The following is a 24,511-nucleotide window of genomic DNA, read 5'->3' as shown; positions in this document are numbered from 1 at the left end:
GTCACGAGCCTGCGTTTCTAGCACGCGGGTGCCCACGGGGGGACCAGTCCTCGGCGCCTCGTTTCAAGACTCTCGTCCAGATGGTTCCCGCTGTGCCCAGGCCCATCAGGGTGTCCCCGTCCGAGAGAAATAACGGCAACGTCGTCGACGGCGCAGAGCTGTTTCAATCGGAAGGGGCCATCCTCGGAAAGTGGCAGGGGCGCTACCCCATCGTGTTGACGATGAGGCCGATGTGGGTGAAGAAGTTGAGGGCTCCGAAGAGGAAGAATCCGAGACCGGAGAGCCCCCAGGCGACGCCCGTGACCCACTGCGTTGCGGTGAATGAGGTGCCGTGCGTCACATCGCGGAGCGCGAACGGGAACAGCAGTGCACCCAACCCCACCAGCGCGAAGAGCCCCGACATGAAAACGGCTTCGACCATCGGGTACTCAGCAAAGGCACCAGAGATGGGTTCCTCCGGCGGTGCCGCAAAGAGCTGGAAAATGATGCCCGCACAGGCAATAGCCACCAGGCACAGGCCGAGGCCGAAGACGAGCAGCGATGTGGGACGACTCACGCGGGCAAGATACGCGGCCGGATCGCCACTCTCGGTGACGGTGTTGCCACGTTTCCACAGGTAAAACGCAGCGACCAGGAGGAGGACACCAAACCCGAGACTGGGCTCACCAAAGATGATGTTGTCGAAGGGAAAGTACTTTGCGAACGGCCAGGTCAGGGTCATGTGTAGGCCGGTCGTGAACAGAATGATCCCGGGCGCCGCGAAGGCGAGTGACCAGGATTCAATGTGGATGTCTTTCTGTGTCATGAGCGCGCGCGCGAAGTAGACGAGCGTGATGAGCCCCGCGCCCGCCGCGAGGGACATGATGGTGTTATAGGTCGTCATTTGGGTCCAGTCGATCACGAGACCCCCGGTTTCAAATGGGCGCATGATTCAGTTCCTTTCCGGTTGTGCACCGTATATGTCGTCACCAGATCGCGACTATGCTCTCGTATAGTACCCCAAACTATACGGACGCATAGTAGGGGCGGCGTTGCATAGAGTGGTTGCATGGAACACAGCACGCCGCAGAAGTCTGAGCACCGGGATGAATCATCTGCTCGATCCCGGATGGTCCGTGCTGCGGCGCGACTCTTGATCGATAACGGCCCGTCAGCGATCACCCATCGACGTGTTGCAGAGGCCGCAGGAGTGCCTGTCGGATCAGCGAACTATTTCTTCCCGACGCGCAAGGGCTTGTACGCTTTCGCTGTTGAGGCAGCGGAGTCCCTGCGGCTCGAGGCGGCGCAGGGACTCGTGGCAGCGGTCCCGCCTGCGACCCGCACGCCCGCAGAGACGGCGCATCTCCTCATCCAGACCTGGTACGCGCCACATGTCGGCCGCGACGTGGTGCGTGCGCGCCTCGAACCGATGATCGATGCGCTGCACGAGCCTGAACTTCGTGACATCATGAGCAGATCGCGCCCGAAGCTGCTGCAAGTGCTCCGAGAACTCCTGGAGAAAAGCGGTTTTGGTGGAGTCACAGATGTGGATCTTGTCGCCCTCGTGCTCGACGGCTCGCTGCTGTACGAGCACGATCTGGACGAGACCACCGTTCTCGAGTCTGCCGAGGACTCTCTCAGCAGACTTCTCAGGCTTGTTGCCGGGGAGCCGCCGCGAGCGAGAGAGTGAGCCCGATGAAGAATTCATCCATGACCATCGGCGATCTGGTCGCCATTGACACGCTGCGTACGGACTACCTTGCGGGGGGTGCGGGCAGAGATCGTCGAGTGCTCTGGGCGCACAGTTGTGAGCTTGTGGAGCCGTGGCTCTGGGTTGGCCGTGACGAGCTCCTGATGACCGTCGGATTTTGCGTGCCGAAGGACGCCGCCGCGCAGGTCCAGTTTGTGCGAGAGCTTCACGCTGCCGGGGTCGCGGGCGCTACGATCGGTGGGCGAGATGACGCTTTAGTGCTCAGCCCCGACATGTGTGCGGAAGCGGATCGGCTCGGATTCCCGATTTTACGCACCGATCCGTCGGTGCCGTGGTCCGCGATATCGCAGCACGTTGCCGCAGCGGCGATGAGCAGCCAGACCTCCCACGTGCTGACGCTCGCGCGAGTGTATGAAATCGCTGCTGCGGCACGGTCTCCGCGGGGGGTGGTCGCAGAGTTGGCGAAAGTGCTGGGAGTGCAGCTCGCGATTATCGACCGCGAGACCGGGGTGCCACTGTTGGGAGGCTTTGCGTCTGCTGCGGAAGCGGGCGTTGGTGAACTGAGGATCCGGGCCCACCGATTTTCCGAGCGGCACCCCGCTGAGCTCGAGATCGGCGAGGCCGTTGGAGACGGTCTGAACTCGATGGTGTTGGTGCACCTGAAGCGTGTCGTCGAGGTTGAAGTCGACCGCATGCTGCTTGAGGCCGAGTCGCGGGCGATGGAGCGAGAGATGGCACTGAACCACTTGCTTGGCTCGGGCGATGGGCGCGGTGCCGAGTCTCTTCTGGGCGTCGACGCTGTTCGCCAGGGCTATCGTGTGCTCGCGTTGCAGGAAGCTGCGGTTGTCGGGGTCGCAAGGCTCACAGCGGTTCGTGGCAATAACGTGCTGCTGGGTCGCAGCAGCGAACACGGAGTCATGCTGGTGCCGGCGGCTGAGCTTGAAGACGTGCAGGATCTGTTGCGCGAGATGCGGGTCCGAGCGGGGGCTTCGCGAGCGAGCGAGGGCTGGGGCGACGCACGGGGTGCGGTGGCCGAGGCAGTGAGCGCGCTGGTTGATGCGCAGCAGGCGGGAGCGGACTGGGCAGAATTCTCGGCGGCGCAGGTATCGCTGCTGGCCCGGTCTGCGCGCGAAGCGCGGGAAATCGTCGAGGCGGTGCTGGGATCCCTCGCCGAACATACTCTCCGAGCGGCGACGCTGCGGACGACCCTGTTCTGTTACCTCCGAAACGACAGAAGCTGGGCCCGGAGCGCGGCCGAGCTTGGGGTGCACCGGCAGACGTTGGCTTATCGCCTGCGGCAGGCCGAATCAATGACGGGGCGAAGCGCCTCACGGAGCGAAGATATTTCTGCCCTGTGGATCGCGCTGCAGGCTTGGGAGTGGCTTGGTCAGGATCCTGATACCGCCAAGTGAGCCGGCTTGCGGAGCCAAGCGGTGCTGTAGGGTCACATGCTCGTTCGGTTTGCGACGTCAGGCTAAATATGGGCGTACTTTTGTGCTCCAGTACCATCTCGGTGCGCAGGCGACGGGCGTACTCTCAGATCTATGGCGCGGCTGAAGGCGGCGGCGCGGAATTCAATGCTGAGGAGACGAACAGTGGCTACTGGACCCCGGACAAGTGACAACTTCCTCAACGGCGAGGTGTCGTTTTGGGTGCATGCGGAGGGGCGCCCGACACAGCGTCCGGGGCTGCCCGGGAGCCTCGATGCCGACGTCGCGATTGTTGGTGCTGGTCTGACTGGCCTGTGGACCGCGTACTACCTTCAGGAAGCTCGGCCCGACCTCAACATCGTCATTATTGAGCGGGAATTCGCCGGGTTCGGCGCCTCGGGGCGCAATGGTGGCTGGATGAGCGCCAAGTCGCCCGGACAGTTTCGCCGCTACGCCCGGGCTGGTGGGCGGGACGCGGCGGTCGCCATGGAGCGTGAGATGATCGACGCCGTGCGGGAGGGCGTCTCGGTCGCGCAGGCAGAGGGATTCGGTGAGCATGTCGTGCAGGACGGCCTGATCCACGTTGCGACGAACAATGCGCAGTGGCACCGGCTGCAGGCTACGATTGCGGCGCTCGCCGACCACGGCTGGGCACCCGAAGATTACGAGGTTCTTTCGCCCGCGGCGCTTGATGCGCGCGTGCGAGTGGCGGATGTGCGGGGCGCGTACTGGAGCCCCCACTGTGCCCGAATCAATCCGGCTCAGTTTACGTTTGGGCTTGCTGCGGCGGTCGAGCGCCGCGGTGTCACGATATATGAGGGCACCACCGCCACCGCGATCTTGCCGCATCGAGTCGAGACGAACCGTGGCACGGTGCGTGCGAAGTACGTGGTCCAGGCGGTCGAGGGGTACACCCTCTCCCTTGAGGGGCAATCGCGCCGGTTCCTCCCGATGAACAGCAGCATGGTGGTGACCGAGCAGCTGAGTGATGCTCAGATGGCTGATATTTCCTGGCACGGTGCTGAGCTGATGGGTGACGTTGCGCACAACTTCGCCTACCTTCAGCGCACCGCGGACAATCGCATTGCGCTTGGAGGGCGGGGCGTGCCGTATAACTACGCCTCCAGTTTTGACCGCAGCGGGCGGACCGCCGACGCCGCGGTCGAACAGCTGGGTAACCGTCTGGTCGAGCTGTTTCCTGCGCTCGCCGGGGTGCGGCTTGAGCACAGTTGGTCAGGGGTGCTGGGGGTGCCGCGCGACTGGTGCGCCGGTGTGAACTATGACGCGGCGACAGGTATTGCTGACGCTGGGGGTATGTTGGGCACGGGGTGACCGGCACAAATCTCGCGGGACGTACGATTCGGGATCTGATCCTGGGCGAGCGCACGGACATTACTCGTCTGCCGTGGGTGGGACATCGCTCCCGCAACTGGGAATTCGAACCGCTGCGCTGGACCGCCGCGACGGCCCTCTATGCCGTGTATCGATTCGCCGATCGAGAAGAATACCGCACCGGCGCTGCGGCCACCCACGCCTCGGCGAAACTCGCGAACCTCATTAGCGGCCGCTAACAGTGTGTCCCAGAAACATGTATCCATTGCGGTGTAGCCGGTAGTGGCGCTCACTGCGCGAAGCGGGTTTCTGAGAGTTGAGTGGAAGTGACTCAAGTTTGTGTCCGAAAACTTGACGTGCGGCGGCGGCTGAGTAAACTTGAGTCCATCAAGCTCAAGCTTTGCCTGGGATACCCGCGTGGGTCCGAAGTGTGGCTCGAGCCGACAGGATTGTGCGCCGCGCACGCGGAGCACTTACGCAGCAAACTAAAGGAGAACACATGTCCCGTGCAGTAGGAATTGACCTCGGAACCACCAACTCCGCGGTCGCCGTGCTTGAGGGTGGCGAGCCCACCGTCATTGCAAACGCAGAAGGGTTCCGCACCACCCCGTCGATCGTCGCGTTCACCAAAGACGGCGAGGTGCTCGTCGGCGAGACCGCGAAGCGCCAGGCCGTCACTAACGTTGACCGCACCATCGCCTCCGTCAAGCGCCATGTCGGCACCGAGTGGAAGACCGACGACATCGATGGCAAGCGCTACACCGCGCAGGAGATCAGCGCGCGCACGCTCATGAAGCTGAAGCGTGATGCCGAAACCTTCCTCGGTGACAAGGTCACCGACGCCGTCATCACCGTGCCCGCGTATTTCAACGACGCCGAGCGCCAGGCAACTAAGGAGGCCGGTGAGATCGCGGGCCTCAACGTGCTCCGCATCATCAACGAGCCTACTGCCGCGGCACTTGCTTACGGCCTCGACAAGGGCAAAGAAGACGAGCTCATCCTCGTCTTCGACCTGGGTGGTGGCACCTTCGACGTGTCCCTGCTTGAGGTGGGCAAGGATGATGACTTCTCGACGATCCAGGTGCGCGCCACGTCCGGTGATAACCGCCTCGGCGGAGACGACTGGGATCAGCGCATCGTCGATTGGCTGATCACCCAGTTCAAGAACTCGACGGGTGTCGATGTCGCCAACGACAAGATTGCCCTGCAGCGCCTCAAGGAAGCCGCGGAGCAGGCGAAGAAGGAGCTCTCGAACTCGATGAGCACCCAGATTCAGCTGCCCTACCTGTCGCTCACCGAGAACGGCCCGGCGAACCTTGACGAGACGCTCTCCCGCGCCAAGTTCGAGGAGCTCACCAAGGATCTGCTCGAGCGCACTCGCAAGCCCTTCGATGATGTCATCAAGGAAGCCGGTGTGAAGGTCTCCGATATCGCCCACGTGGTGCTCGTCGGTGGCTCGACGCGTATGCCCGCCGTCTCCGAACTCGTGAAGAAGCTCACCGGCGGCAAGGAGCCCAACAAGTCCGTCAACCCTGACGAGGTTGTCGCCGTGGGTGCCGCGCTGCAGGCCGGCGTGCTGAAGGGCGAGCGCAAGGACGTGCTGCTCATCGACGTCACTCCGCTGTCGCTCGGTATCGAAACCAAGGGTGGCATCATGACGAAGCTGATCGAGCGCAACACCGCGATCCCGACCAAGCGCTCCGAGACCTTCACCACGGCCGAGGACAACCAGCCCTCGGTGGCGATCCAGGTGTTCCAGGGTGAGCGCGAATTCACGCGTGACAACAAGAACCTCGGTACCTTCGAGCTGACCGGTATTGCGCCGGCGCCGCGCGGGATCCCGCAGGTTGAGGTTACCTTCGATATCGACGCGAACGGCATCGTTCAGGTCTCCGCGAAGGACAAGGGCACCGGCAAAGAGCAGACCATTACCATCTCCGGTGGTTCGACGCTCTCGAAGGACGACATCGAGCGCATGGTGCGCGAGGCCGAAGAGCACGCTGCTGAAGACAAGAAGCGTCGCGAGGCCGCCGAGACTCGCAACAACGCGGAGCAGCTTGCCTACTCCATCGAGAAGCTCATCAGCGAGAATGAAGACAAGCTGCCCGAGGACGTCAAGACTGAGGTACAGGGTGACCTCGACGCACTGAAGCAGGCGCTTGCGGGCGATGATGACGACGCGGTGAAGACCGCCGCCGACAAGCTGGGCGAGAGCCAGGGCAAGCTCGGCGAAGCCATCTACGCTGCCGCGCAGGCCGAGGCACCAGCCGAGGGTGCGGAGGGCGAGAACCCGAGTGAAGACGACGATGTCGTGGACGCAGAGGTTGTAGAAGACGACGAGGATCGGAAGTAGACGTGTCGAACGAGGAACAGCGCACACCGGGGAGAACCCGAACGGTGACGAGGTTCCTGCTGCGGAGCCGGGGGCGGAAGCTCTCGGCTCCGAGCCGCAGGAGGGACTCACTGTGGACGACATTTTGGGTGCCGAGCAAAACGAAGACGCCATCGCTGCGGACGCTGCGGAGGCAGAATCCGGCGAGCCCGACGACCCGAAGGACTTCTACCTCGAAGATCTGCGTCGGGTGACGGCCGAGTATGCGAACTATCGCAAACGCACGGAATCCAACGCCGAGCTGGAAAAGCAGCGGACCACCGCTGCCGTGGTCGGCTCGCTCCTCACCGTGCTCGATGACCTGGACCGTGCTGAAAAGCACGGTGATCTCGAGGAGGGTTCGGCGTTTGCAACGATCGCTCAAAAGCTGCGCGGGACCGTAGAGCGTTTCGGGCTGGAAAGCTACGGGGAGGTGGGCGAGCCTTTCGATCCCCAGCTGCACGAGGCGATCGCGCAGGTCCCGGTTCCTGGAACCGAGCAGGAGACTGTATTAGATGTGATCGAGCGGGGGTACCGCCTCGGAGACGTAGAGTTGCGCCCCGCCAAAGTAGCGGTGGCGGTGGGGGCAGATGGCTAGTCAAGATTGGCTCGATAAGGACTTCTACCAGATTCTCGGCGTCTCGAAAGACGCCGACGAGGCTGAGCTGAAGAAGGTCTATCGAAAGCTGGCGCGCACCTATCACCCCGACTCGAACCCCGGGGACGCGAAAGCGGAGGCGCGGTTCAAGGAGATCAGCGAAGCGTATTCGGTGCTTTCCGACAGGGAGCAGCGGTCTGAGTACGACCAGATTCGTGCGATGGGCGCTGGAGGTGCGCGCTTCACTGCCGGCGGCGGTGGCGGGCAAGGCTTCGAAGACATCTTTGGCGGCATGTTCGGTGGCGCCGGCGGCCGCGGTCAGCAGTACAGCTATCGGCAGGGTGGCGGCCAGAGCTTTGAGGACATCTTTGGCATGTTCGGCGGTGCCGGTGCTCCCCGCGGCCCGCAGAAGGGCCGGGACATTCAGGCCTCTACCACGCTCGATTTCGAGACCGCAGTCACCGGAAAGACCGTGACACTGCAGGCTCAAAGCCGTTCCGTAAAGGTGAAGATCCCTGCCGGCGTTTCCGATGGTCAGAAGATCAAGGTGCGCGGCAAAGGCGATCCGAGCCCGAATGGTGGCCCGGCCGGAGACATCCTGCTGACGGTGAGCGTGCGCAAGCACCCGGTGTTTGAGCGGGATGGTCAGCATCTTCGTGTGAAGCTGCCCGTCACGTTTTCGGAGGCGACGCTCGGCGCAACGGTCGAGGTGCCGACGCTCGGCGGAGAGCCGGTGCGCCTGAAGGTGCCGCCGGGAACCCCGAGCGGCCGGATCCTGCGGGTCAAGGGACGCGGAGTGAAAACTTCTAAGGGCACGGGCGACTTACTCGCCGAGGTGCAGGTGGTTGTTCCTTCGCACCTTTCGGAAGAGGCTCGAGCCGCGCTTGAGGCCTTCCGCGAAGTTGAGCCGAAGGAGAATCCGCGTGAGGACCTTCTTGCGCGGGCACGCGGGTAACGAGCAGGGGAGGATGGCATCATGGCGACACAGGCAATGGACCGATACACGCCCGTATTTGCGATTGCGGCGGCCGCTGAACTCGCCGAGATGCACCCGCAGACGCTGCGGCAGTACGACCGCATAGGTCTCGTATCGCCGCAGCGTACCCGCGGCAACACTCGCCGTTACTCTCTGCACGATGTGGCGCAGCTCCGCGAGGTGGCCCGGCTTTCCGCCGAGGGGCTGAGTCTTGAGGGTATTCGGCGCGTGCTGCAGCTCGAGGATCAGGTGCGCGAACTTCAGGGCCGCGTGCGTGATCTCGAACGTGCGCTGTCGCAGGAGATGCTGAATCGCTCGGATCGCCGAGTATTCGCTGCGGGCTCGAGCGGTGGGGAGGTCGTGTCTGTGCGCCGCGGCACCCGTTTGCGACGCAACGCCGAGGTCGTGGTATGGAAGAAACCGTAGACCCGCTTGCGACACTCTTTGAGGGTTTATCCCGGGATCCCGATCTCGACGCTCCGGAACTCCAGGCCTACGATGCCGCCGATACACTGATCCTGCGCACGGCGGCCCCAGCACTTGGGGGCTTGGACCCGGCGAGTTGGTGGTGATCGGCGATCGTCACGGCGCACTCACACTGGGAGCCGCGGCCGTCGCCGGTGTTTCCGGGATCCGCACGCACCAGGATCCACTTCTCGGTGAGCGAGCTCTCGCGCGGAATTCCGAGCGTCTTGGGCTCCAGGATCGCTACGCCTCGCATGCCCTGGACGAGGATCTGCTGCGCGGCGCAAAGGTGGTGTTGTTGCAGCTACCGCGCGGCCTCGATGCGCTCGATGAGATCGCGGCGGCGATCGCCCGCTGGGCGGATCCCAGCGTCACGGTGTTCGCCGGCGGGCGAGTAAAACACATGACCCTCGCCATGAACGAGGTGCTTGCCCGGTCCTTTACCGAAGTGAGTGCAGGGCTTGGCTGGCGCAAAGCTCGGGTGCTGACGGCCGCCGGCCCCCGAGCGGTTGGCCCAAGCAGCTATCCTCGCTGGGGCGAGGATCCTGACCTTTCGTTCAGCCTCGCGGCGCACGGTGCCACCTTCGGCGGGCCGACGCTCGACCACGGCAGCCGGCTTCTGCTCGCAGGCCTCGGCGACGCGATGATGGGTGCTGAGCGGATTGTCGATCTGGGGTGCGGCAATGGGGTGCTCGCCGTTGCAGCGGCGCTCGCTTCCCCGCGCGCGCAGGTGATTGCGACGGATCAGTCGGCGGCCGCCGTCGCCGCGACGCTCGCGACGGCTGAAGCGGCAGGTGTCACAGGGCGCGTTGCCGTGCATCGTGCTGACGGTGCGGAGGCGATCCTGGATGGCTGGGCCGACTTGATCCTATTGAATCCGCCGTTCCATAGCGGCTCCACGGTGCACACCGGGGTCGCGCACCGCTTGATCCGCTCCTGCTCACGCGCGCTCGCGCCGGGCGGTGAGCTTCGCCTTGTGCTCAACTCGCACCTGGGCTATCGGCCGCTGGTAGAGCGCGTGATTGGTCCCGTGCAGCAGGTCGCGCGGGATCGCACCTTTACGGTGCTGTCGGCGATTCGGCGGTAGCCCTCGAGCGCGTACCGTCGGTCACGCGCGTGCTTGGTGAGACCCGTCCCGTCCCTTGATCAGATCACGCACAGTGAACTTGTGTTCACGGGCACCGTAGTCGTCAGGCGAGATGCCGGACAGGAACTGTCCAGGTTCTACCTCGAGGGCGGCCGCGATCCGGATGATGGTTTCGACCGCGGGGCTCGAGACGCCCCGTTCAATCCTGCCGATGCTGGTCGCGCCGATCTCCGCGAGTTCACCGAGGTCTTCGAGGGAAATTCCGAGCTGAAGCCTCACATCGCGAATACGCCGACCGATTTCGATGGCGGCAGCAGAGTGGGTTTTAGGCACCCAACAAGACTGGTAGAACGAAGCTTGAAACTCCAGATCGCAAGCTACCTGATCACAAACGCTCAAGTCACAAACGCCCTGATTCTGCAACGTGCGTGGCCAGCAGCTTGTGCCGGCGCTAGTGTTGAACCACCATGTCTCAAGAGAACTCCGGGTTGTTCCTGAAGTTGGCCCCAAGCATTTACGGGCCAACAATTCTCTTCACACTTGGTGAATTCGCAATCATGCCGCTGATCCCCGTGATCGCCGTCAACATGGGAGCCACGCTCGGGCTGTCTGGGTTCATCGCCTCCGCCGTGGTCGTCGGCCAGCTCGCCGGAAACCTACCCGCGAGCTGGGTGGTGTCGCGCGCCGGCGAACGCATCGCCATGCTCATTGCCTCTGGGGTAGCCCTGCTCGCGGCTCTCGGCATCGCGTACGCACCAAACCCGGCGATGCTCGGTGTCGCTGTCTTTGTTGCTGGCTTTTCCGCCGCAACTTTTGGGCTCGCGCGGCACTCGTTCATGACCACTCGGGTGCCCGTCAGATTCAGAGCGCGGGCGCTCTCGCTGATCGGTGGCTCGCACCGTATGGGTCGCTTTGGTGGCCCGTTTCTGGCTGCAGGGGTGATGGCTTTCACGGGAGAACCCGGCACTGCGGTCTGGGCGTTCGTCGCGTGCCTGGTGTTCACGGCGATCCTTGTCGGATTTGCGCCCGATCCTGAACGGCTCATTACGCCTCCGGTAACGGTGACGGACACCGGAACGATCACGGTGGCGCGCGGCGGGATCCTTGCAGCGATCAGGGAGGGGCGCGCCCCGCTGCTGCGTGTTGGTGGGTGCGCAGCGATCCTCTCGGGATTGCGTTCAGTGAAAGACGTGTTGCTGCCGCTCTGGGGAGTTTCGATCGGCATGGATGCGACCGGGATCGCGCTCGTCGTGGGATTATCTGGTGCAATTGACTTCGCGCTGTTCTACACGAGTGGACAGGTGATGGATCGCTACGGCAGGCTGTGGGCGGCGCTGCCAGCAACAGCCGCAATGGCGCTCAGCTTCCTCGTGCTTTCCCTGACCCATGACGTGCCGGGAGCCGCCGGTTGGTTGATTGCGGCAGCGACTGTGATCGGTCTCGGCAACGGGCTATCGAGCGGGATCGTGCTGACGCTCGGGGCGGACCTCGCACCCGTGGGCAACCCGGCACCGTTTCTCGCGGCCTGGCGCACACTTGTGGACTTCGGCGGGGCGGCGGCTCCCGTCGCAGCGTCGGCGATCGCCGTCGCATCGCTTCCGTTGGCGAGCGCTTCCGCTGGAGTGCTCGCGGTGATCGGAGTGGCGGGCTTCGCGCGTTGGGTACCGCGCTATATTCCGCGGCTGCGACGCGACTCGCAGTAATCCTGCTAAATAATGATCGAGTCCCCGCATTTTCGGTGGCGTTCGGGAATTTCCCCGCTGATGCTGCATACACTTAAGGGCAGGTTTAGCACGCCCTGACAGCGTCCTCCTCACCGGGGGATGCCCTCCCCGACCGAAGGACTCCCGCACACCGTGAGCACCACCGATCGCACCGCACCGCTTCGTATTCTGATTGGTTGCGACACCTTTTTGCCCGATGTGAATGGCGCCGCCCGATTTGCCGAGCGCCTTGCCGCGGGCCTCGTGCAGCGAGGCGAAACCGTACACGTTGTCGCACCTTCGATCCGGCATAATCTGACCGGCACATTTGTGGAGAATATTGAGGGCGAGCAGCTCACCGTGCATCGCTGGGCAAGTTGGCGCTGGTACCCGCACGATTGGCTGCGTTTCGTTCTACCGTGGCGAGCACGCGGTTACGCCCGCAAGCTCCTCGACGCGGTGCGTCCCGACGTCATCCATATTCAGTCGCACATTGTGATCGGCCGGGCGCTCGCAATTGAAGGATCAAAGCGCGGGATCCGGATCGTCGCGACTAACCACGTCATGCCCGAAAATGTGCTTGACTTTACGTTGCTCCCTGAGCGGGCAAAACAAGCATTTGTGCGCTGGGGCTGGCGGGACGCGGATCGGGTACTGAAGCTCGCTTCCGCCGTCACCACACCGACACAGCGCGCCGCCGACTTCCTTGAACGCAACACTCACCGCCGCAATGTGCGCCCAGTGAGCTGTGGGTTGCGCGCCTCGAACTACACAGCGGACCTCACCGATCGCAGTGAAAACAAGCTGGTGTTCGTCGGCCGTGTCACCCTCGAGAAAGAGATCGACGTGATCCTGCGCGCGCTGACGCGACTCGATCCTGAGCTCAATGCGACGTTCAAGATTGTGGGCGACGGAGATCAACGCAAGCAGCTGGAAAAGCTTGCGAATGAGCTCGGAGTCAGCTCGCGTGTGACCTTCACGGGTCGTGTGAGTGATGAAGAACTACGGGCCTCTCTGACCGAGGCGAGCATTTTTGTGATTGCCTCGGTCGCAGAGCTGCAGTCGATCGCGACGATGGAAGCCATGGCATCAGGGCTTCCCGTCGTTGCCGCCGACGCGATGGCGCTTCCCCACCTCGTGCACGACGGAGAGAACGGCTTCCTGTTCCAACCGGGCAATGATCGCGAGCTTGCGGAGCGTATTGAGAAGATCTTGCGGATGCCGCGCGACGAGTACTTGCGGATGCAGCACGCATCGCTCGACACCGTGAAAGTCCACGACATTGACCGCACCCTCGACACTTTTGAGGCGCTGTACCGCGATGAGCCCATCCCCGGCTAAGTATGCACATACTGATCTGCACCGACCAGCACCCCGATTCGCTCGGCGGTGTGCAGGTGTCGCTGCGCCTGCAGAGAAAGTTTCTCGAGGCGGCCGGGCATCGGGTGACGATTGCGGCACCCAGGCTGCATCGTGAAGGCCACGTGACTGATGCTCGCGATTTGGACGCGTATATCGAGTTGCCGTCTTGGCCCATCACGACGGATCGCGAGTACGGAGTCAGCTGGCCGGGGGCACGCACGGACCGCGCGCTTGCTCGCGCGCTAAGGAAGCTGCCGAGAGTTGATCTCGTGCACGTTCAGGGAGACTTCTGGGGGCGCTCATCGGCATTCGCGCCGCGCGGGGTCTCAAGGTGCCCATTGTTCATACGATGCACAACCATGTTGACGAGGGCACGCGCGCGGTTACGCCGGTCGCACCGTTTGTGTTTGGAGGCCTGCGCGTGTGGCGGGCTCTGGCGCTTGGGCGGTATCGGGGTTCCCGAGTGTCGCACTCTGCCCGCGGTTCTTGGCGCTACCTCGCAGAGCTGGCCGCGGAGGCAAAGATCGTTACGGCGCCGTCCGCCCACTTTGCTGAAGCGCTGCGCACCCACGGGGTTGCGACAGACATTGTGGTGACTCCGAACGGGGTCGATGACGAGGCGATTGCTGGGGTGCTTGCACAGCAGCGAAGCCCCCGCACTCGGCCCAAGCTCGTCTGGCTCGGGCGGATGAGCCAGGAGAAGCGGATCCTCGAATTCATCGAGGCAATAGCTCAGTCCGGGATCGACGCCGACGTCTCTCTGCATGGCGCTGGACTGTTACTGCCTCGAGTGACCAAGCGCATTGCAGAGCTGGGGTTGGACGACCGGGTGAGCATCCCGGGGCCTGTGTCCTATCCCGAGGCGCTGGCGGCGATCCACGATGCGGATGCGCTCGTGCAGACTTCCATTGGTTTCGAAACGCAGGGGCTTACCCCGGTTGAGGCCGCGGCTCTCGGAACCCCGACAATCTTCTCTGACCCCGAGATTGCCGATGACGTGTCCGTGAGTCCGGAGTGGAGGGTAGCAGGTCCTAGCGTCGCTGATCTTGCTGTGGCGCTGCAGCGTGCGGTAGCAGAGCTTTCTGAGGGGTTCGGTACGGAAGCACTTCGAGTGGATGCTGCGGAATCGCAACGGTTTCTGCAGTCTACGCAGAGTGGTTCGATGCTTGCGCTCTACGAGCGGGCCCTTACCGCCGATTGAGCGAGGCTTGCCGAGTCGAAATCAAGCAGGCTATCGAACACCGTAGTGCTTAGAAACGCCAGACGACGGCCTGGAAGCCTGCCGGAGGAGCCGGGGTCCAGCTGTCGTTCTTGCTGACAAGCCCTGATCCGCCGGGATTATTCGACTCGACGATGGAAAAGGTGCCGTCCGTATGCACTGCGGTAATGAGCACTGTGTGTACTCCGGTCACCCAAGAGGTCGGGGAGCTGATGTTTTCGTACTGGATGATGTCGCCGGGGGCGGCCGCGGCGAGGGTCATGCGAGTGGCGGTGTTGTAGTTTGAGACAGGGTCTCCGCCACCTACCCAGTTTCCGCCGCCCGCGCGGATCCAGCGCTGCGCTGACATGATGCACTCGCCGGGCTGGCTCCACCCGGTCGGGCGGCTCGTACCGACTTCGCTCTCTGCGAGCGCAATCGTGGCTGTGACATCAAAGTGGTGAGGGACGTCGGAACGCGGATCCAGCTCGAGCAGGGAATCGATTGCCTCGCCTGCGATTGGGTCAGGGGTCGTGTCGAGCGATTGTGAAAGATTCACGGTGGGCTGCACTGCGGCGACCGGTGAGAAGTCTTCGATTGGAGGGGTGGCGACCGCTGGGGCTGCGCCTAAGGCGAAGGTCACGGAAGTGATCAGTGTAACCACAAACGCCTTGACAGGTACTCTCACGCGTAAAACTCCGAGGGTTGTCCAACATAAAGACGCGGGGCCTGGCCCACGCGCCTCATCTAGTATGCGTTACCGTTCCGTTACTTTACAAGTCCAACGAAGAAATTCTGTGGACTCTGCTGCAAGTTTTCAGGAAAGCAACGGCGCGCAACTGGGGACTTGAGACAGAAATGGTGAAGCCCCCGGAGTAATCTCGGGGCTTCACTTCTGGCGGAAGTAACAGGATTCGAACCTGCGAGGGCTTGCACCCTACACGCTTTCCAAGCGTGCTCCTTAGGCCACTCGGACATACTTCCGTGAACCATCCTACACGGAACGATCCTGAGCTTGCACCTTGCCTCATCCGGCAGCGAGACTGCCTTCCACCGCCGAGACTGCCGTTCCTAACCGCAGTCTCGCTGATGAACGGCAGGTTCGGCGGAGAGCAGCCCCCGCAACTGCCTGATTGCGCGCCGCAGGGTGGCCTCGTCCTTCACAAAGGTGAATCTCACCCAGGAGGCGAGGGCATCGGCCGTGGCGGATCCCTCCCTGCAAAACGCGGAGACCGGCACGCAGGCTACGCCCACCCGCGCGGGAAGCATCCGTGCGAACGCGGCCCCGTCGGGGACCGCCTCGTTCAGAAACGGTGTCGCATCGGCGCACACAAAGTAGGTGCCGCCAGGCACTACCACCTCGAGCCCGCTCTCGCGGAGTCCGGCGACGAGGAGATCCCGCCGCTTGCTCAGCGATTCGCGAAGCGCCACGATGTCTTGCTCACCCTCGGTGAGCGCCCGGGCAATTGCGGGCTGGAACGGGGCGCCACCGGAGTAGGTGAGGTACTGCTTGACTGCCAGTACCGCCTCGATCAGGGCCTCCGGCCCACAGACCCAACCGATTTTCCAGCCGGTAAGAGAAAAGGTCTTGCCCGCCGAAGAGATGCTGAGCGTGCGCTCCGCCATGCCGGGCATGGTTGTAAACGGTCGGTGCACCTGTCCGTCAAACGTGAGGTGCTCGTATACTTCGTCGGTGATTACAATCGCGTCTGCGCTCACGGCGGCTTCGGCGATGTGCTGGAGTTCCTCATCCGTCAGCACGGTCCCGGTCGGGTTGTGCGGGGTGTTGAGGAGTATCAATCGGGTGCGATCGGTCACCGCGGCACGGAGCGCATTGACATTCAACCTGAACCCGGACTCGCCTGGCTCGAGCGGCACCGTCACGTGCGTCGCGCCGGCCATCGCGATCCCGGCCGCGTATGAATCGTAAAACGGCTCGATTGTGAGCACTTCGTCGCCCGGACCCGAAAGCGCGAGAACCGCCGCGGCAATGGCCTCGGTGGCTCCCGCGGTCACCAGCACTTCACGCTCGGGTCGCGAGATATGCCGTAGTGTCGCCTCTGGTGCTCAGCGATTGCGGCGCGCAGCTGCGGGATCCCGCGTCCCGGCGGGTACTGATTTGCGCCGTCGCGGATGGCCTGAACTGCCGCCTCGCGGATCCACTCCGGGCCGTCGGCATCGGGAAACCCCTGCCCAAGATTCGCCGCACCAGTACTCGTTGCCAGCGCCGTCATCTCGGCAAAGATCGTCGGCCGGACTGTTCCATCGGAGGAGGCGAGACCTGCCGCCTCCGCTACGTTGCGCCATCGGGAGTTCACGTCTCAAGTGTATGGCGCCGAAGGCTGTTGGAGCGCGGAGCCTGCCCGCGGAAGTTTTTCAGTTTATGGTTCTACGCTCGGGACCTATGGGAAACCCACACGCCGAGGATGCGACCCGGGCCAGACTGATGAGCCGTCTGCTCGGTCGGTGGATGGGGCGCTGGCGGAGTGCGATCCGCCAATACCCTTGGCTGAATATCGTGTATAAGATCCTGGTTACCCTGCTCGGGATCGTGATCATTGTCGTTGGGCTGATTTTGGTGCCACTTCCCGGTCCCGGATGGCTGATTGTGTTCGTCGGCCTCACGCTACTCGGCAGCGAGTATCACTGGGCACGGCGGGTGCTCGGGTGGTTGCGGGCAGCACTCGCTCGATTTTGGGAACGCTGGAGCACTTGGCGAGCACAGCGCCGAGAGCGGCGCCTCGTCGAGCCCGGGTAAGCGCGCACCTCTTCGCGCCGAGTCGCCACGCCCCAAACGCCCCAAACGCACGAAAGGCCCGAGCCGAAGCCCGGGCCTTTCGTGATCTCAGAAGCGCTGTTACTTGACCATCGGAATGTTGAAGATGAACGGCGGCTTCTCACCGCGGCGGAAGGCCTCGGGGCCTTCGCTGCCGCAATGATGTGGAAGACAAAGAACACGAACACTCCAATCCACAGTACGAGACCGATGAGCCACCCGATGTAGGGGATCCATCCCAAGACGTATATGACTATCCAGATTCCAACCCGCATCAGCGAGAAGTTCAGGTTGTCGGCGTGGTAAGCGCGAACGTGGGGGTTGCCCTTGTCCTTTTCAATGAGGAAGAAGATGAGTGCCGGGATCCAGGTGAAGAACACCGACAGCCAGTAGTTCAGCGTGATGTTGCTTGCCGGATCTGAGACCGGTTGAGGTGCGTAGCCGGGTGGCGGCGCTTGATATCCACCTGGGGCGGTGCTTGGTATCCACCGGGAGCTGGTGCCTGGTACTGCGGCGCCTGGGGTGGTGCCTGTGGTGCCTGTGGTGCCGGCGGTGCCGGCGGTGCCGGCGGTGCCTGGTACTGAGGAGCTGGAGGAGCCGGGGCATCTGAGGCGGGGCAGGTGGTGCGGGCGGAACTACTGGAGGCAGCGGGGAATCGTTCGTGGGCTGTCCCCCAGTCTCCTGGCCGTCAGCACCCTCGGGGGCAACGTAGTCATCTTGGTCTCCTTTATGGAAATATTGCGTACTACTGACGTTACCGCAGGGCGGGGCGCTGTAGAAGCGCTTCACACGGCGGGGTGAGAAGCGTTACACAAGATCTAGAAAATATCCGGGCTCGGACTCGCGGTGTGGAGGATCGAGACGTCTGCGTGGCGGTCGAAACGGTAGCCGGTGCCACGCACGGTACGCACGATGTCTTGATACTGCGCAAGCTTTACCCGTAGGCGACGTACGTGCACATCGATCGTTCGTTCGTTCGGGATCTCTTCGCCCTCGGCGCCCGTCCACAGCGCGGTGATGAGTTCGTCACGGCTAATGGTGCGTCCCTCGCGGAGCACGAGAAACTGCAGCAGCTCAAACTCGCGGAAGGTGAGGGCGGCGGGGACGTTGTCGAGCAGGACGCGCTTGCGTGAGAGATCCAGGATCACGCCGCTCGGAGCTCGATCCTGCTCGTCGACGCTGCCCTGTTTCTGCCGTGCGTGTGCTGCGGGCTCTCCGAGTGCGAGCCGCACAACGTCGACGTCGCGGCCACCAGTGCCTTCGGGCGCGAGTGCGACTGCGGCATAGGTTTCTGCGGCGGGGGCGAGCTGTGCGACGAGCTGCTTGATCTGCGTGACGATAGCGCCGAGCTTGGGATCCCCTCGCTGAGCTTGTTGTCGGCGAGGCCGACGTAGAGTGCGAAGCCGCGAACCTCGGTGCCTTCTGGGACGTTGCGTTCCGGGGCTGCGGGGGCAGCAATGTTCGCGGTGAGATCGGGGCGTGCGGTGCGAAGCGTGTTGGGGGTAGCGGTAATGGTGCTCATGATGATGTCCTTGTGCTGGGCTCGCGATCGGAGTGGAGATCCGACATCGTGCGAGAGTGCGGCGCCGCTATGGCTGAACCGCGTACATAGAGTTGACCTGCGAAGACTCGCGAGAGGTCGAGGGGAGTGCGGAGTGAAACTCACGCGAAGCGTAGCGTCTTTCAGAGAGCGCTACGCGGGCAATAGTCCCGTTACATGCACATTCGACAGCGCATACCACCCTGACCGGCCATCATCATGCCGGTATTCCCTTTGTTCACCTCGAAGGCGGACAGGGGATGAATGGATGTATGCATAGATCACATCTAAGCAAATCAGTACGCCGGGTGTCAAGTATCCCGGGCAAATGAGTTGCCGACTGGCGTCTGTTAGCCGGCGGTGCCGTACAGGCGATCGCCCGCGTCGCCGAGGCCCGGCACGATGTACGCGTGCTCATTGAGTCCCTCGTCGAGCGCGCCAAGCACCAGCGTGACCTTGCGGTCGCCGGCAGCTGCGCGCAGCGCCTCGACACCCTCGGGGGTACCCAACACGCAGATCGCCGTAACATCGTCGGCGCCACGGTCGAACAGGAACTGGATGGCCGCCGCGAGCGATCCACCCGTCGCGAGCATTGGATCGAGCACGAAGCACTGGCGACCCGAAAGGTCTTCGGGTAGGCGTTCCGCGTATGTCGTCGGTTCGAGCGTCTCTTCGTCGCGCACCATCCCGAGGAACCCGACTTCGGCGGTGGGAACAAGCTTCACCATGCCCTCGAGCATGCCGAGCCCCGCGCGCAGGATCGGCACAATCAGGGGGAGAGGATGGCTGAGGCAGACGCCAGTGGTCGGAGCCACGGGCGTGACAATCTCTCGCGGTTCGACCCGCACCTCGCGTGTCGCCTCGTAGGCGAGGAGCGTCATCAACTCTTCGATCAGCGCCCGGAACGTCGGCTGCGGTGTGTGGACGTCGCGGAGCACCGTCAGCTTGTGGGTGATGAGGGGATGATCCGCAACGAAGACTCGCATACGCCTATTCTATTGTCGTGATGACTATCCCCCGTCCACGGCGGAACGTGCCGCAATGGAATTGGCGTTAACGGAAGCTCGACGTGCGGCAGACAGCGGCGAGATCCCAGTTGGCGCGGTGCTTTTGGGGCCCGACGGCGAGGTGATTGCGGCCGGCCACAACACGCGAGAGGCTGCGCTGGATCCCACTGGTCACGCTGAGATTCTGGCACTGCGGGCCGCTGCGATAGCGCGCCAGGATCGGATCCTGAGCGACTGCACCCTGGTGGTCACCCTTGAACCGTGCGTGATGTGCGCGGGGGCGATCCTTGCGGCGCGGGTGGGCCGGGTGGTGTTCGGCGCCTGGGATGAGAAAGCGGGCGCCGCCGGGAGCGTCTACGATCTGCTGCGCGACGGCAGACTTCCCCATCCGGTGCCGGAGGTCGTTGCCGGGGTGCGCGCGGGCGAGTGCGCGGCGCTGCTGGAACGGTTCTTCGCGGAGCGCAGGTAGGGCCCCTCCGCCGATTGAGCGAGTCGCCAGCCGAGTCGAAATCACAAGGTTTCGACACTTCGACAAACTCAGCACGCCGCTCGCTAGCGCTCGCTCAGCCGGCGGTGTATAGCGCGTACTCTATCGGCGGGGACACTAGTCGCTGGAGAGCATCACGATCGAGCTCGTGGTGGGTACGGTCGCGTTCGGATCCAGGTAGACATCCGGTTCCAGGTAGATGGTCTTCGCAGCGGGTACCGCTTCCCGGATCCGACGCTCAGCGAGATTGATGATCACCGAGACTTCGTGCATGGTGCAGCTCGCCTGAAGGCTGACCTTCGCCCCGACCATGAACTCGTCCGGGCTCAGATAGAGCGTCTTCATGTGGATGATGCGGTCGATATCTTTGGACGCGAGGATCGCTGCCTCGATGTTCGCGACGTCTTCCTCGCTGGCGCCCTCTCCGACGAGGAGGCTCTTCACCTTCATGCCCACGACCAGCGCGACGAGCACGAGGAGCACGCCAATCGCGACGGTCGAGATGCCGTCGAACAGGCCGTTGCCGGTGACTACCGTCAGGCCGACCCCGATGAAGGCGATCACTAGCCCCAGCAGCGCCGCGATGTCTTCCATCAGCACCACGGGCAGCTCGGGTGCTTTCGAGCGCTGAATAAACTGGCGCCAGCTCAGCGACCCCTTGAGGGGCTTACTCTCACGAACCGCGGTTCGCAGCGAGAAGCTTTCGAGGACGATCGCGACGCCCAATACGAGCAGCGGCAGCCACCACACCTCGAGCGGGTGAGGGTGCCGAATCTTTCCGATGCCCTCGTACACCGAGAACACGCCGCCGACGGAGAACAGCACCACGGCAACGATAAAGGCGTAGACGTAGCGCACGCGCCCGTGCCCAAAGGGGTGGTCCTTGTCGGCGGCCTTGCGTGCGCGGCGGCCTCCGAGGAGCAGCAGCAGTTGATTGCCGGAATCAGCAAGGGAGTGCACGCCCTCGGCGAGCATGGAGGACGAACCGGAAAACGCCCAGGCGATGAACTTGGTGACCGCGATCCCCATGTTGGCGAGAAATGCCGCGATGATCGCCTTGTTGCCGCCGGACGCGCTCATGATCAACTGCCTCCCGAGAGTGCGGGTCATCGTGACCCGTGATACGCCACAGTCTAGTGTCCTGTGTCGCAAGTTGCTTTGCAGATCCCGGTGCTCCGGTGGATGCGGCGCGAGGCGGAGGAGTGAGGCGATGCCGTTGCATCGTCGAGTGACGACAACGACGTGATGCGCCGCGGGAGTGCCGGGATATGTGAAGCGAATTTGCGACACGGGGCACCAGAGGAGGGGAATCCCCGACGTCTGCACACCCACTCGTGTGTGCGCAGTTGGTTCTTCTGCGCGCCCATAACGACAGTCTGTGCACACGCGAGGGAAGGACTGAGGGAGGGAAGGAGAGAGGGAGCGACGATCGTAGACTGGGGGAATGAGTCAGAGCACAGCGCACACCGCGGCAGCACCGCAAACCTCCCTTCCCCGCACCGCGATCATTGGTGTTGGGTCGATGGGGGGTGCGATTCTTGCGGGGCTTCGGGATCCCGCGGTGCGGATCGAGCGTCCGATTGCGGTCACCACACACTCCGCAGCGAGCGCGGCTGCGTTTGAGGGGGCCGGGGACCTGGTGGTCTTTGCCGCGGAGGCGACCGCGGATGCGAACCAGCGGGCGGTGCAGGGTGCCGGCCTCGTGATTCTCGGGGTCAAGCCGTGGGCGATCATCGATGTCGCGCGGGAGATCGCCGATGCGCTCGAGCCCGGCGCAATCGTGGTGAGCGTCGCCGCGGGCGTGCCGACCCGGAAGATCGAAGAGGTCCTGCCCGAGAGCGTTTCGGTGGTCCGCGCGATGCCAAACACGCCCTCGCTGATCGGCCGCGGGGTCACCGGTATCGCGGGCGGCGTATCCGCGAGCGCCGACGCGATTGCGACCGTGCGCAGGCTTTTTGAGACCGTGGGATCGGTGCTCGTGGTGACGGAAGAACAGATCAACGCTGTCGGGGCGGTGTCGGGATCCGGCCCCGCCTACCTCTACCTCTTTGCGGAGGAGATGACGGCCGCCGCGATCCGCCTCGGCTTTGATCGCGAGCAAGCCAGCCTGCTCGCGCAGGGGACTATCGCGGGCGCCGCCGAACTCATGGCGCGAAGCGACGAGGATCCGACCCAGCTCCGACGCAACGTGACCAGCCCGAAGGGTACGACCGAGCAGGCGTTGAACGTGCTGCAGGCCGCCGGCTGGGCCGAGCTTTTCGACCGGGCGCTCGCCGCAAACGTGCGTCGCTCAGAAGAGCTCGCCGCGGAATAGTCCGCGCAGGTGTCCGTGCGCTAACCGATCGTCGCGAAGCGTTCCACATCGGCGGCGGTGCCCGACACGATGATGAGATCGTGCGGGGAGATCACCGTTTCCTGGGTTGCGTGCGAGAAGGGTTGGCCAGGAGCTTTGACCCCCACCACGGTTACCCGGTAGCGTGTGCGCACGCCGCTGTCGGCGAGTGAGCGGCCCCGGATCGATCGCGGCGGATACATTTTCACGATGACGTAGTTGTCGTCGAACTGGATGAAGTCGAGCATGCTGCCGCTGAGGAGGTGCGCGACACGTTCGCCGGCTTCGCGTTCAGGGTAGATGACGTGGTTGACGCCGATCCGCTCGAGGATCTTGCCGTGCGACGCGGAAATGGCTTTCGCCCAAATCTGCGGGATCCCCAGATCGACGAGGTTTGCGGCAATGAGCACGCTCGACTCTATGGACGCTCCGGTGGCCACGACGGCGATCTGAAACTCGTCGGCCCCGATTTGGCGCAGCGCCTCCATCGACCTCGCGTCGGCCTGGACCGCGTGCGTCACCCGATCCGCCCACTTCTGCACGAGCGCGGGATCCGTGTCCACCACCAAGACCTCGCGATCCTGGCGGTCGAGTTGACCGGCGGTGGAGGCACCGAACCGGCCAAGGCCGATCACAATGACCGGAGCATCACTTCGAATATCAACCAACGATCGGCCTTTCTTCAGGGAGGCGGAACATGCGAGAGCGGCTGGTCGCGGCAACCGCGGCGGCGAGGGTCACCGTGCCGACACGGCCCGCCCACATTGTGGCAGCGAGAACATATTTGCCAGCGTCGGGGAGCGACTCGGAAAGCCCAGTAGACAACCCACACGTTCCGAACGCGGAGATGACCTCAAACAGCACCGTATCCAAAGGCTTGCCCGTCATATGCATCAGCGCTACCGCCGACACCAGCACAATTGTGACCCCCCAAATGAACACCGAGACTGCAACGCGCAAGACTTCATTGGGGATCCGCCGGTCGAAGGCCTGCATATCCTGGTAGCCTCGAGCCTCGGCATAGGCCGCGAGGAAGAGCACTGCGAGTGTCGTGACCTTGATGCCGCCAGCGGTGGATGCTGATCCGCCGCCCACAAACATCAACATGTCGATCACCAAGAGTGTGGAGCCGTTCATCTCTGCGGGGTCGACGATGCCGAGGCCGCCCGAACGCGTCATGATTGACATGTACCCCGAGTTGAAGAGCGTCTGGCCCAGATCCTGCGATCCGAGGGTGCGCGCGTTGTTCCACTCGAGCGCGGAAATGGCAAGCCAACCAAAAACAACCAGGATCAGTGTGGTCCCGAGAGTGAGTTTGGTGTGCAGCCCCAACCTCTTGTGCGTTCGCCAGCCGCGACCAATGACGTAGCGGTATAACGCAAAAATAACGGGGAAGCCGATTGCCCCGAGAAAGACTCCGATCGCGATGACGCTCAGAAAGAAGTAGTTGTCGACGAGCGGCTCAAGCCCGCCCTGCAAAGGCACAAAACCGGTGTTCGTGAATGCAGAGGCGGCCAAGTAAAAGCTATTCCACAGTGCGTGCCAGAAACCATACCCTGCTCCCAACAGCGTCGGGAGGATCAGTGCAGTGAGCAATAGCTCGATCACGATCAGGCTCGTTGCGACAGCCGCGAGAAGCCCGCCGATCTCGCCGAGTCCCACCGCCTGGCTCTCGGATACGCCCTTCCCCATGCGCATGGGATTGGTGTCGCTCGCAGCAAGTAGACGCTGGCGGAGGCCCAGGCGTCGCGTCACAGTGAGGCCAAGGATGCTTGCGAGCGTCAGCACACCGATGCCGCCGATCTGGATGCCGCCGAGGATCAGGATCTCGCCGATGAAGGACCAGTGCGTCGACATGTCAAGCGTCGACAGGCCCGTCACGCAGATCGCCGAGACCGCCGTGAAGAGGGCGTCGGCGAGCGGGGTGATCTCACCGGTGCGGCTCGAAAACGGCATCGAAAGCAGTGCCGTCCAGAGCATGATGAGCGCGGTGAAGACGAGCAGCGCAAACCGCGGCGGCGAAGACTGGATCAGTGAGTTGATCCAGGTCTTCTGTGCGAGCGGGGCGGAGGCCCGACGGCTCGCTGCGAGTGCCCTCACGGCTCCTTCTTTCTGCTCAGGCTCGGTGCGCGGGAAAGTTCCCGATTCTACTGACCC

Annotated in this window: 25 protein-coding genes, 1 tRNA gene and 3 pseudogenes; 17 read left to right on the top strand and 12 right to left on the bottom strand. The window is 63.4% G+C overall.

What is annotated here, in order from left to right:
* Positions 1 to 202: 202 nt before the first annotated feature.
* Positions 203 to 928, bottom strand: a complete 726-nt coding sequence (locus G7067_RS01605; RefSeq protein ID WP_244301186.1) for a DUF981 domain-containing protein — start codon at positions 926 to 928, stop codon at positions 203 to 205.
* 120 nt (positions 929 to 1,048) lie between these two features.
* Between G7067_RS01605 and G7067_RS01600 the strand changes: the two genes are divergently transcribed.
* The 10 genes from G7067_RS01600 to G7067_RS01565 all read left to right on the top strand — a co-directional run bounded on the left by G7067_RS01600 (position 1,049) and on the right by G7067_RS01565 (position 9,949).
* Positions 1,049 to 1,669: a TetR/AcrR family transcriptional regulator gene (locus G7067_RS01600; protein ID WP_166321460.1), complete on the top strand. Its 621-nt coding sequence runs from the start codon at positions 1,049 to 1,051 to the stop codon at positions 1,667 to 1,669.
* A gap of 20 nt (positions 1,670 to 1,689) precedes the next feature.
* Positions 1,690 to 3,102 carry a PucR family transcriptional regulator gene (locus G7067_RS01595; protein WP_166321458.1) on the top strand — a complete coding sequence of 471 codons (1,413 nt, stop codon included), beginning with the start codon at positions 1,690 to 1,692 and terminating at the stop codon, positions 3,100 to 3,102.
* A gap of 183 nt (positions 3,103 to 3,285) precedes the next feature.
* Positions 3,286 to 4,452, top strand: a complete 1,167-nt coding sequence (locus G7067_RS01590) for an NAD(P)/FAD-dependent oxidoreductase (RefSeq protein ID WP_341872853.1) — start codon at positions 3,286 to 3,288, stop codon at positions 4,450 to 4,452.
* Complete coding sequence (locus tag G7067_RS14785; RefSeq protein ID WP_341872852.1) at positions 4,449 to 4,691, top strand: hypothetical protein; 243 nt, start codon at positions 4,449 to 4,451, stop codon at positions 4,689 to 4,691. Before G7067_RS01590 ends, G7067_RS14785 begins: the two co-directional genes overlap by 4 nt.
* Positions 4,692 to 4,951: 260 nt before the next feature.
* The gene (gene dnaK, locus G7067_RS01585; RefSeq protein ID WP_166321456.1) at positions 4,952 to 6,805 is read left to right on the top strand and encodes a molecular chaperone DnaK; all 1,854 of its coding nucleotides are present in this window, start codon (positions 4,952 to 4,954) and stop codon (positions 6,803 to 6,805) included.
* Between the two features lie 112 nt (positions 6,806 to 6,917).
* Positions 6,918 to 7,421, top strand: coding sequence for a nucleotide exchange factor GrpE (locus tag G7067_RS01580; RefSeq protein WP_244301185.1), 504 nt, complete (start codon positions 6,918 to 6,920; stop codon positions 7,419 to 7,421).
* Positions 7,414 to 8,376 carry a DnaJ C-terminal domain-containing protein gene (locus G7067_RS01575; protein WP_166321454.1) on the top strand — a complete coding sequence of 321 codons (963 nt, stop codon included), beginning with the start codon at positions 7,414 to 7,416 and terminating at the stop codon, positions 8,374 to 8,376. Before G7067_RS01580 ends, G7067_RS01575 begins: the two co-directional genes overlap by 8 nt.
* Positions 8,377 to 8,397: 21 nt before the next feature.
* Complete coding sequence (locus G7067_RS01570; protein ID WP_244301184.1) at positions 8,398 to 8,823, top strand: heat shock protein transcriptional repressor HspR; 426 nt, start codon at positions 8,398 to 8,400, stop codon at positions 8,821 to 8,823.
* Positions 8,808 to 8,969: a hypothetical protein gene (locus G7067_RS14780; protein WP_341872851.1), complete on the top strand. Its 162-nt coding sequence runs from the start codon at positions 8,808 to 8,810 to the stop codon at positions 8,967 to 8,969. The genes G7067_RS01570 and G7067_RS14780 overlap by 16 nt, the downstream gene beginning before the upstream one ends.
* Positions 8,966 to 9,949, top strand: a complete 984-nt coding sequence (locus tag G7067_RS01565; protein WP_341872850.1) for a class I SAM-dependent methyltransferase — start codon at positions 8,966 to 8,968, stop codon at positions 9,947 to 9,949. Before G7067_RS14780 ends, G7067_RS01565 begins: the two co-directional genes overlap by 4 nt.
* Before the next feature lie 21 nt (positions 9,950 to 9,970).
* Here the strand turns inward: G7067_RS01565 and G7067_RS01560 are convergent, their stop codons facing one another.
* On the bottom strand, positions 9,971 to 10,282 hold the full coding sequence (locus G7067_RS01560; RefSeq protein ID WP_166321452.1) for a helix-turn-helix domain-containing protein: 312 nt from the start codon (positions 10,280 to 10,282) through the stop codon (positions 9,971 to 9,973).
* A 134-nt stretch (positions 10,283 to 10,416) separates the two neighbouring features.
* Here G7067_RS01560 and G7067_RS01555 point away from each other — a divergent pair, with 134 nt between their 5' ends.
* Both G7067_RS01555 and G7067_RS01550 read left to right on the top strand, forming a co-directional pair.
* Entirely contained in the window at positions 10,417 to 11,652 is a 1,236-nt protein-coding gene (locus G7067_RS01555; protein WP_166321450.1) for an MFS transporter, read from the top strand.
* Between the two features lie 120 nt (positions 11,653 to 11,772).
* The gene (locus tag G7067_RS01550; RefSeq protein WP_166321448.1) at positions 11,773 to 12,993 is read left to right on the top strand and encodes a glycosyltransferase; all 1,221 of its coding nucleotides are present in this window, start codon (positions 11,773 to 11,775) and stop codon (positions 12,991 to 12,993) included.
* Here the strand turns inward: G7067_RS01550 and G7067_RS13960 are convergent.
* A complete protein-coding gene (locus G7067_RS13960; RefSeq protein WP_244301183.1) occupies positions 12,990 to 13,136 on the bottom strand; it encodes a hypothetical protein in 147 nt (48 codons plus the stop codon). The two genes, G7067_RS01550 and G7067_RS13960, sit on opposite strands and share 4 nt — an antisense overlap.
* Between G7067_RS13960 and G7067_RS15100 the strand changes: the two are divergent.
* Both G7067_RS15100 and G7067_RS01545 read left to right on the top strand, forming a co-directional pair.
* Positions 13,098 to 13,352, top strand: a pseudogene (locus G7067_RS15100) (glycosyltransferase); the annotation flags it as partial. The gene G7067_RS13960 and the pseudogene G7067_RS15100 overlap by 39 nt on opposite strands.
* A gap of 11 nt (positions 13,353 to 13,363) precedes the next feature.
* On the top strand, positions 13,364 to 14,215 hold the full coding sequence (locus G7067_RS01545) for a glycosyltransferase (protein ID WP_244301182.1): 852 nt from the start codon (positions 13,364 to 13,366) through the stop codon (positions 14,213 to 14,215).
* A gap of 49 nt (positions 14,216 to 14,264) precedes the next feature.
* Here G7067_RS01545 and G7067_RS01540 read toward each other — a convergent pair whose 3' ends face one another.
* The 3 genes and pseudogenes from G7067_RS01540 to G7067_RS01530 form a co-directional block, all read right to left on the bottom strand.
* The gene (locus G7067_RS01540) at positions 14,265 to 14,855 is read right to left on the bottom strand and encodes a lipase (protein WP_244301181.1); all 591 of its coding nucleotides are present in this window, start codon (positions 14,853 to 14,855) and stop codon (positions 14,265 to 14,267) included.
* Between the two features lie 253 nt (positions 14,856 to 15,108).
* Positions 15,109 to 15,196: transfer RNA gene (locus G7067_RS01535), tRNA-Ser, on the bottom strand.
* Between the two features lie 87 nt (positions 15,197 to 15,283).
* Positions 15,284 to 16,530 (bottom strand): annotated as a pseudogene (locus tag G7067_RS01530) (pyridoxal phosphate-dependent aminotransferase).
* An 86-nt stretch (positions 16,531 to 16,616) separates the two neighbouring features.
* Between G7067_RS01530 and G7067_RS01525 the strand changes: the two are divergent.
* On the top strand, positions 16,617 to 16,970 hold the full coding sequence (locus G7067_RS01525; protein ID WP_244301180.1) for a TIGR02611 family protein: 354 nt from the start codon (positions 16,617 to 16,619) through the stop codon (positions 16,968 to 16,970).
* On the opposite strand, the gene G7067_RS15095 is transcribed toward G7067_RS01525, so the two are convergent.
* From G7067_RS15095 to upp, 3 genes and pseudogenes are all read right to left on the bottom strand, one after another.
* Complete coding sequence (locus G7067_RS15095) at positions 16,856 to 17,368, bottom strand: magnetosome magnetite crystal formation protein family (protein WP_166321444.1); 513 nt, start codon at positions 17,366 to 17,368, stop codon at positions 16,856 to 16,858. The genes G7067_RS01525 and G7067_RS15095 overlap by 115 nt on opposite strands.
* Positions 17,369 to 17,806: 438 nt before the next feature.
* Positions 17,807 to 18,510: pseudogene (locus G7067_RS01515) on the bottom strand (winged helix-turn-helix domain-containing protein).
* A gap of 368 nt (positions 18,511 to 18,878) precedes the next feature.
* On the bottom strand, positions 18,879 to 19,514 hold the full coding sequence (gene upp, locus G7067_RS01510; protein WP_166321442.1) for a uracil phosphoribosyltransferase: 636 nt from the start codon (positions 19,512 to 19,514) through the stop codon (positions 18,879 to 18,881).
* Positions 19,515 to 19,569: 55 nt separating this feature from the next.
* Here upp and tadA point away from each other — a divergent pair, with 55 nt between their 5' ends.
* Positions 19,570 to 20,004 (top strand): tRNA adenosine(34) deaminase TadA, encoded by a 435-nt coding sequence (gene tadA, locus G7067_RS01505; RefSeq protein WP_166321440.1) that lies wholly within the window; start codon positions 19,570 to 19,572, stop codon positions 20,002 to 20,004.
* Between the two features lie 135 nt (positions 20,005 to 20,139).
* On the opposite strand, the gene G7067_RS01500 is transcribed toward tadA, so the two are convergent.
* On the bottom strand, positions 20,140 to 21,102 hold the full coding sequence (locus G7067_RS01500) for a cation diffusion facilitator family transporter (protein ID WP_166321438.1): 963 nt from the start codon (positions 21,100 to 21,102) through the stop codon (positions 20,140 to 20,142).
* A 364-nt stretch (positions 21,103 to 21,466) separates the two neighbouring features.
* Between G7067_RS01500 and proC the strand changes: the two genes are divergently transcribed.
* The gene (gene proC / locus G7067_RS01495; protein ID WP_166321436.1) at positions 21,467 to 22,336 is read left to right on the top strand and encodes a pyrroline-5-carboxylate reductase; all 870 of its coding nucleotides are present in this window, start codon (positions 21,467 to 21,469) and stop codon (positions 22,334 to 22,336) included.
* Positions 22,337 to 22,356: 20 nt separating this feature from the next.
* On the opposite strand, the gene G7067_RS01490 is transcribed toward proC, so the two are convergent.
* Positions 22,357 to 23,022, bottom strand: a complete 666-nt coding sequence (locus tag G7067_RS01490) for a potassium channel family protein (protein ID WP_166321434.1) — start codon at positions 23,020 to 23,022, stop codon at positions 22,357 to 22,359.
* Positions 23,015 to 24,388 (bottom strand): TrkH family potassium uptake protein, encoded by a 1,374-nt coding sequence (locus tag G7067_RS01485; RefSeq protein ID WP_166325585.1) that lies wholly within the window; start codon positions 24,386 to 24,388, stop codon positions 23,015 to 23,017. Before G7067_RS01485 ends, G7067_RS01490 begins: the two co-directional genes overlap by 8 nt.
* Between the last annotated feature and the right edge of the window lie 123 nt (positions 24,389 to 24,511).

It is taken from the genome of Leucobacter insecticola, from assembly GCF_011382965.1.
Lineage (GTDB): Bacteria > Actinomycetota > Actinomycetes > Actinomycetales > Microbacteriaceae > Leucobacter > Leucobacter insecticola.
Note: the sequence above shows the minus strand (reverse complement) of the source record. Positions and strands in the feature narration are given on the sequence as shown.

Bases quoted from the DNA above. Each gene is read 5' to 3' on its own strand.
- G7067_RS01555 (WP_166321450.1), top strand. From the start codon at position 10,417: ATGTCTCAAGAGAACTCCGGGTTGTTCCTGAAGTTGGCCCCAAGCATT.
- G7067_RS01525 (WP_244301180.1), top strand. From the start codon at position 16,617: ATGGGAAACCCACACGCCGAGGATGCGACCCGGGCCAGACTGATGAGC.
- proC (WP_166321436.1), top strand. From the start codon at position 21,467: ATGAGTCAGAGCACAGCGCACACCGCGGCAGCACCGCAAACCTCCCTT.
- G7067_RS01600 (WP_166321460.1), top strand. From the start codon at position 1,049: ATGGAACACAGCACGCCGCAGAAGTCTGAGCACCGGGATGAATCATCT.
- G7067_RS01570 (WP_244301184.1), top strand. From the start codon at position 8,398: ATGGCGACACAGGCAATGGACCGATACACGCCCGTATTTGCGATTGCG.
- G7067_RS01550 (WP_166321448.1), top strand. From the start codon at position 11,773: ATGCCCTCCCCGACCGAAGGACTCCCGCACACCGTGAGCACCACCGAT.
- G7067_RS01545 (WP_244301182.1), top strand. From the start codon at position 13,364: ATGCACAACCATGTTGACGAGGGCACGCGCGCGGTTACGCCGGTCGCA.
- tadA (WP_166321440.1), top strand. From the start codon at position 19,570: ATGGAATTGGCGTTAACGGAAGCTCGACGTGCGGCAGACAGCGGCGAG.
- dnaK (WP_166321456.1), top strand. From the start codon at position 4,952: ATGTCCCGTGCAGTAGGAATTGACCTCGGAACCACCAACTCCGCGGTC.
- G7067_RS01605 (WP_244301186.1), bottom strand. From the start codon at position 928: ATGCGCCCATTTGAAACCGGGGGTCTCGTGATCGACTGGACCCAAATG.
- G7067_RS14780 (WP_341872851.1), top strand. From the start codon at position 8,808: ATGGAAGAAACCGTAGACCCGCTTGCGACACTCTTTGAGGGTTTATCC.
- upp (WP_166321442.1), bottom strand. From the start codon at position 19,514: ATGCGAGTCTTCGTTGCGGATCATCCCCTCATCACCCACAAGCTGACG.
- G7067_RS01575 (WP_166321454.1), top strand. From the start codon at position 7,414: ATGGCTAGTCAAGATTGGCTCGATAAGGACTTCTACCAGATTCTCGGC.
- G7067_RS01500 (WP_166321438.1), bottom strand. From the start codon at position 21,102: ATGAGCGCGTCCGGCGGCAACAAGGCGATCATCGCGGCATTTCTCGCC.
- G7067_RS01595 (WP_166321458.1), top strand. From the start codon at position 1,690: ATGACCATCGGCGATCTGGTCGCCATTGACACGCTGCGTACGGACTAC.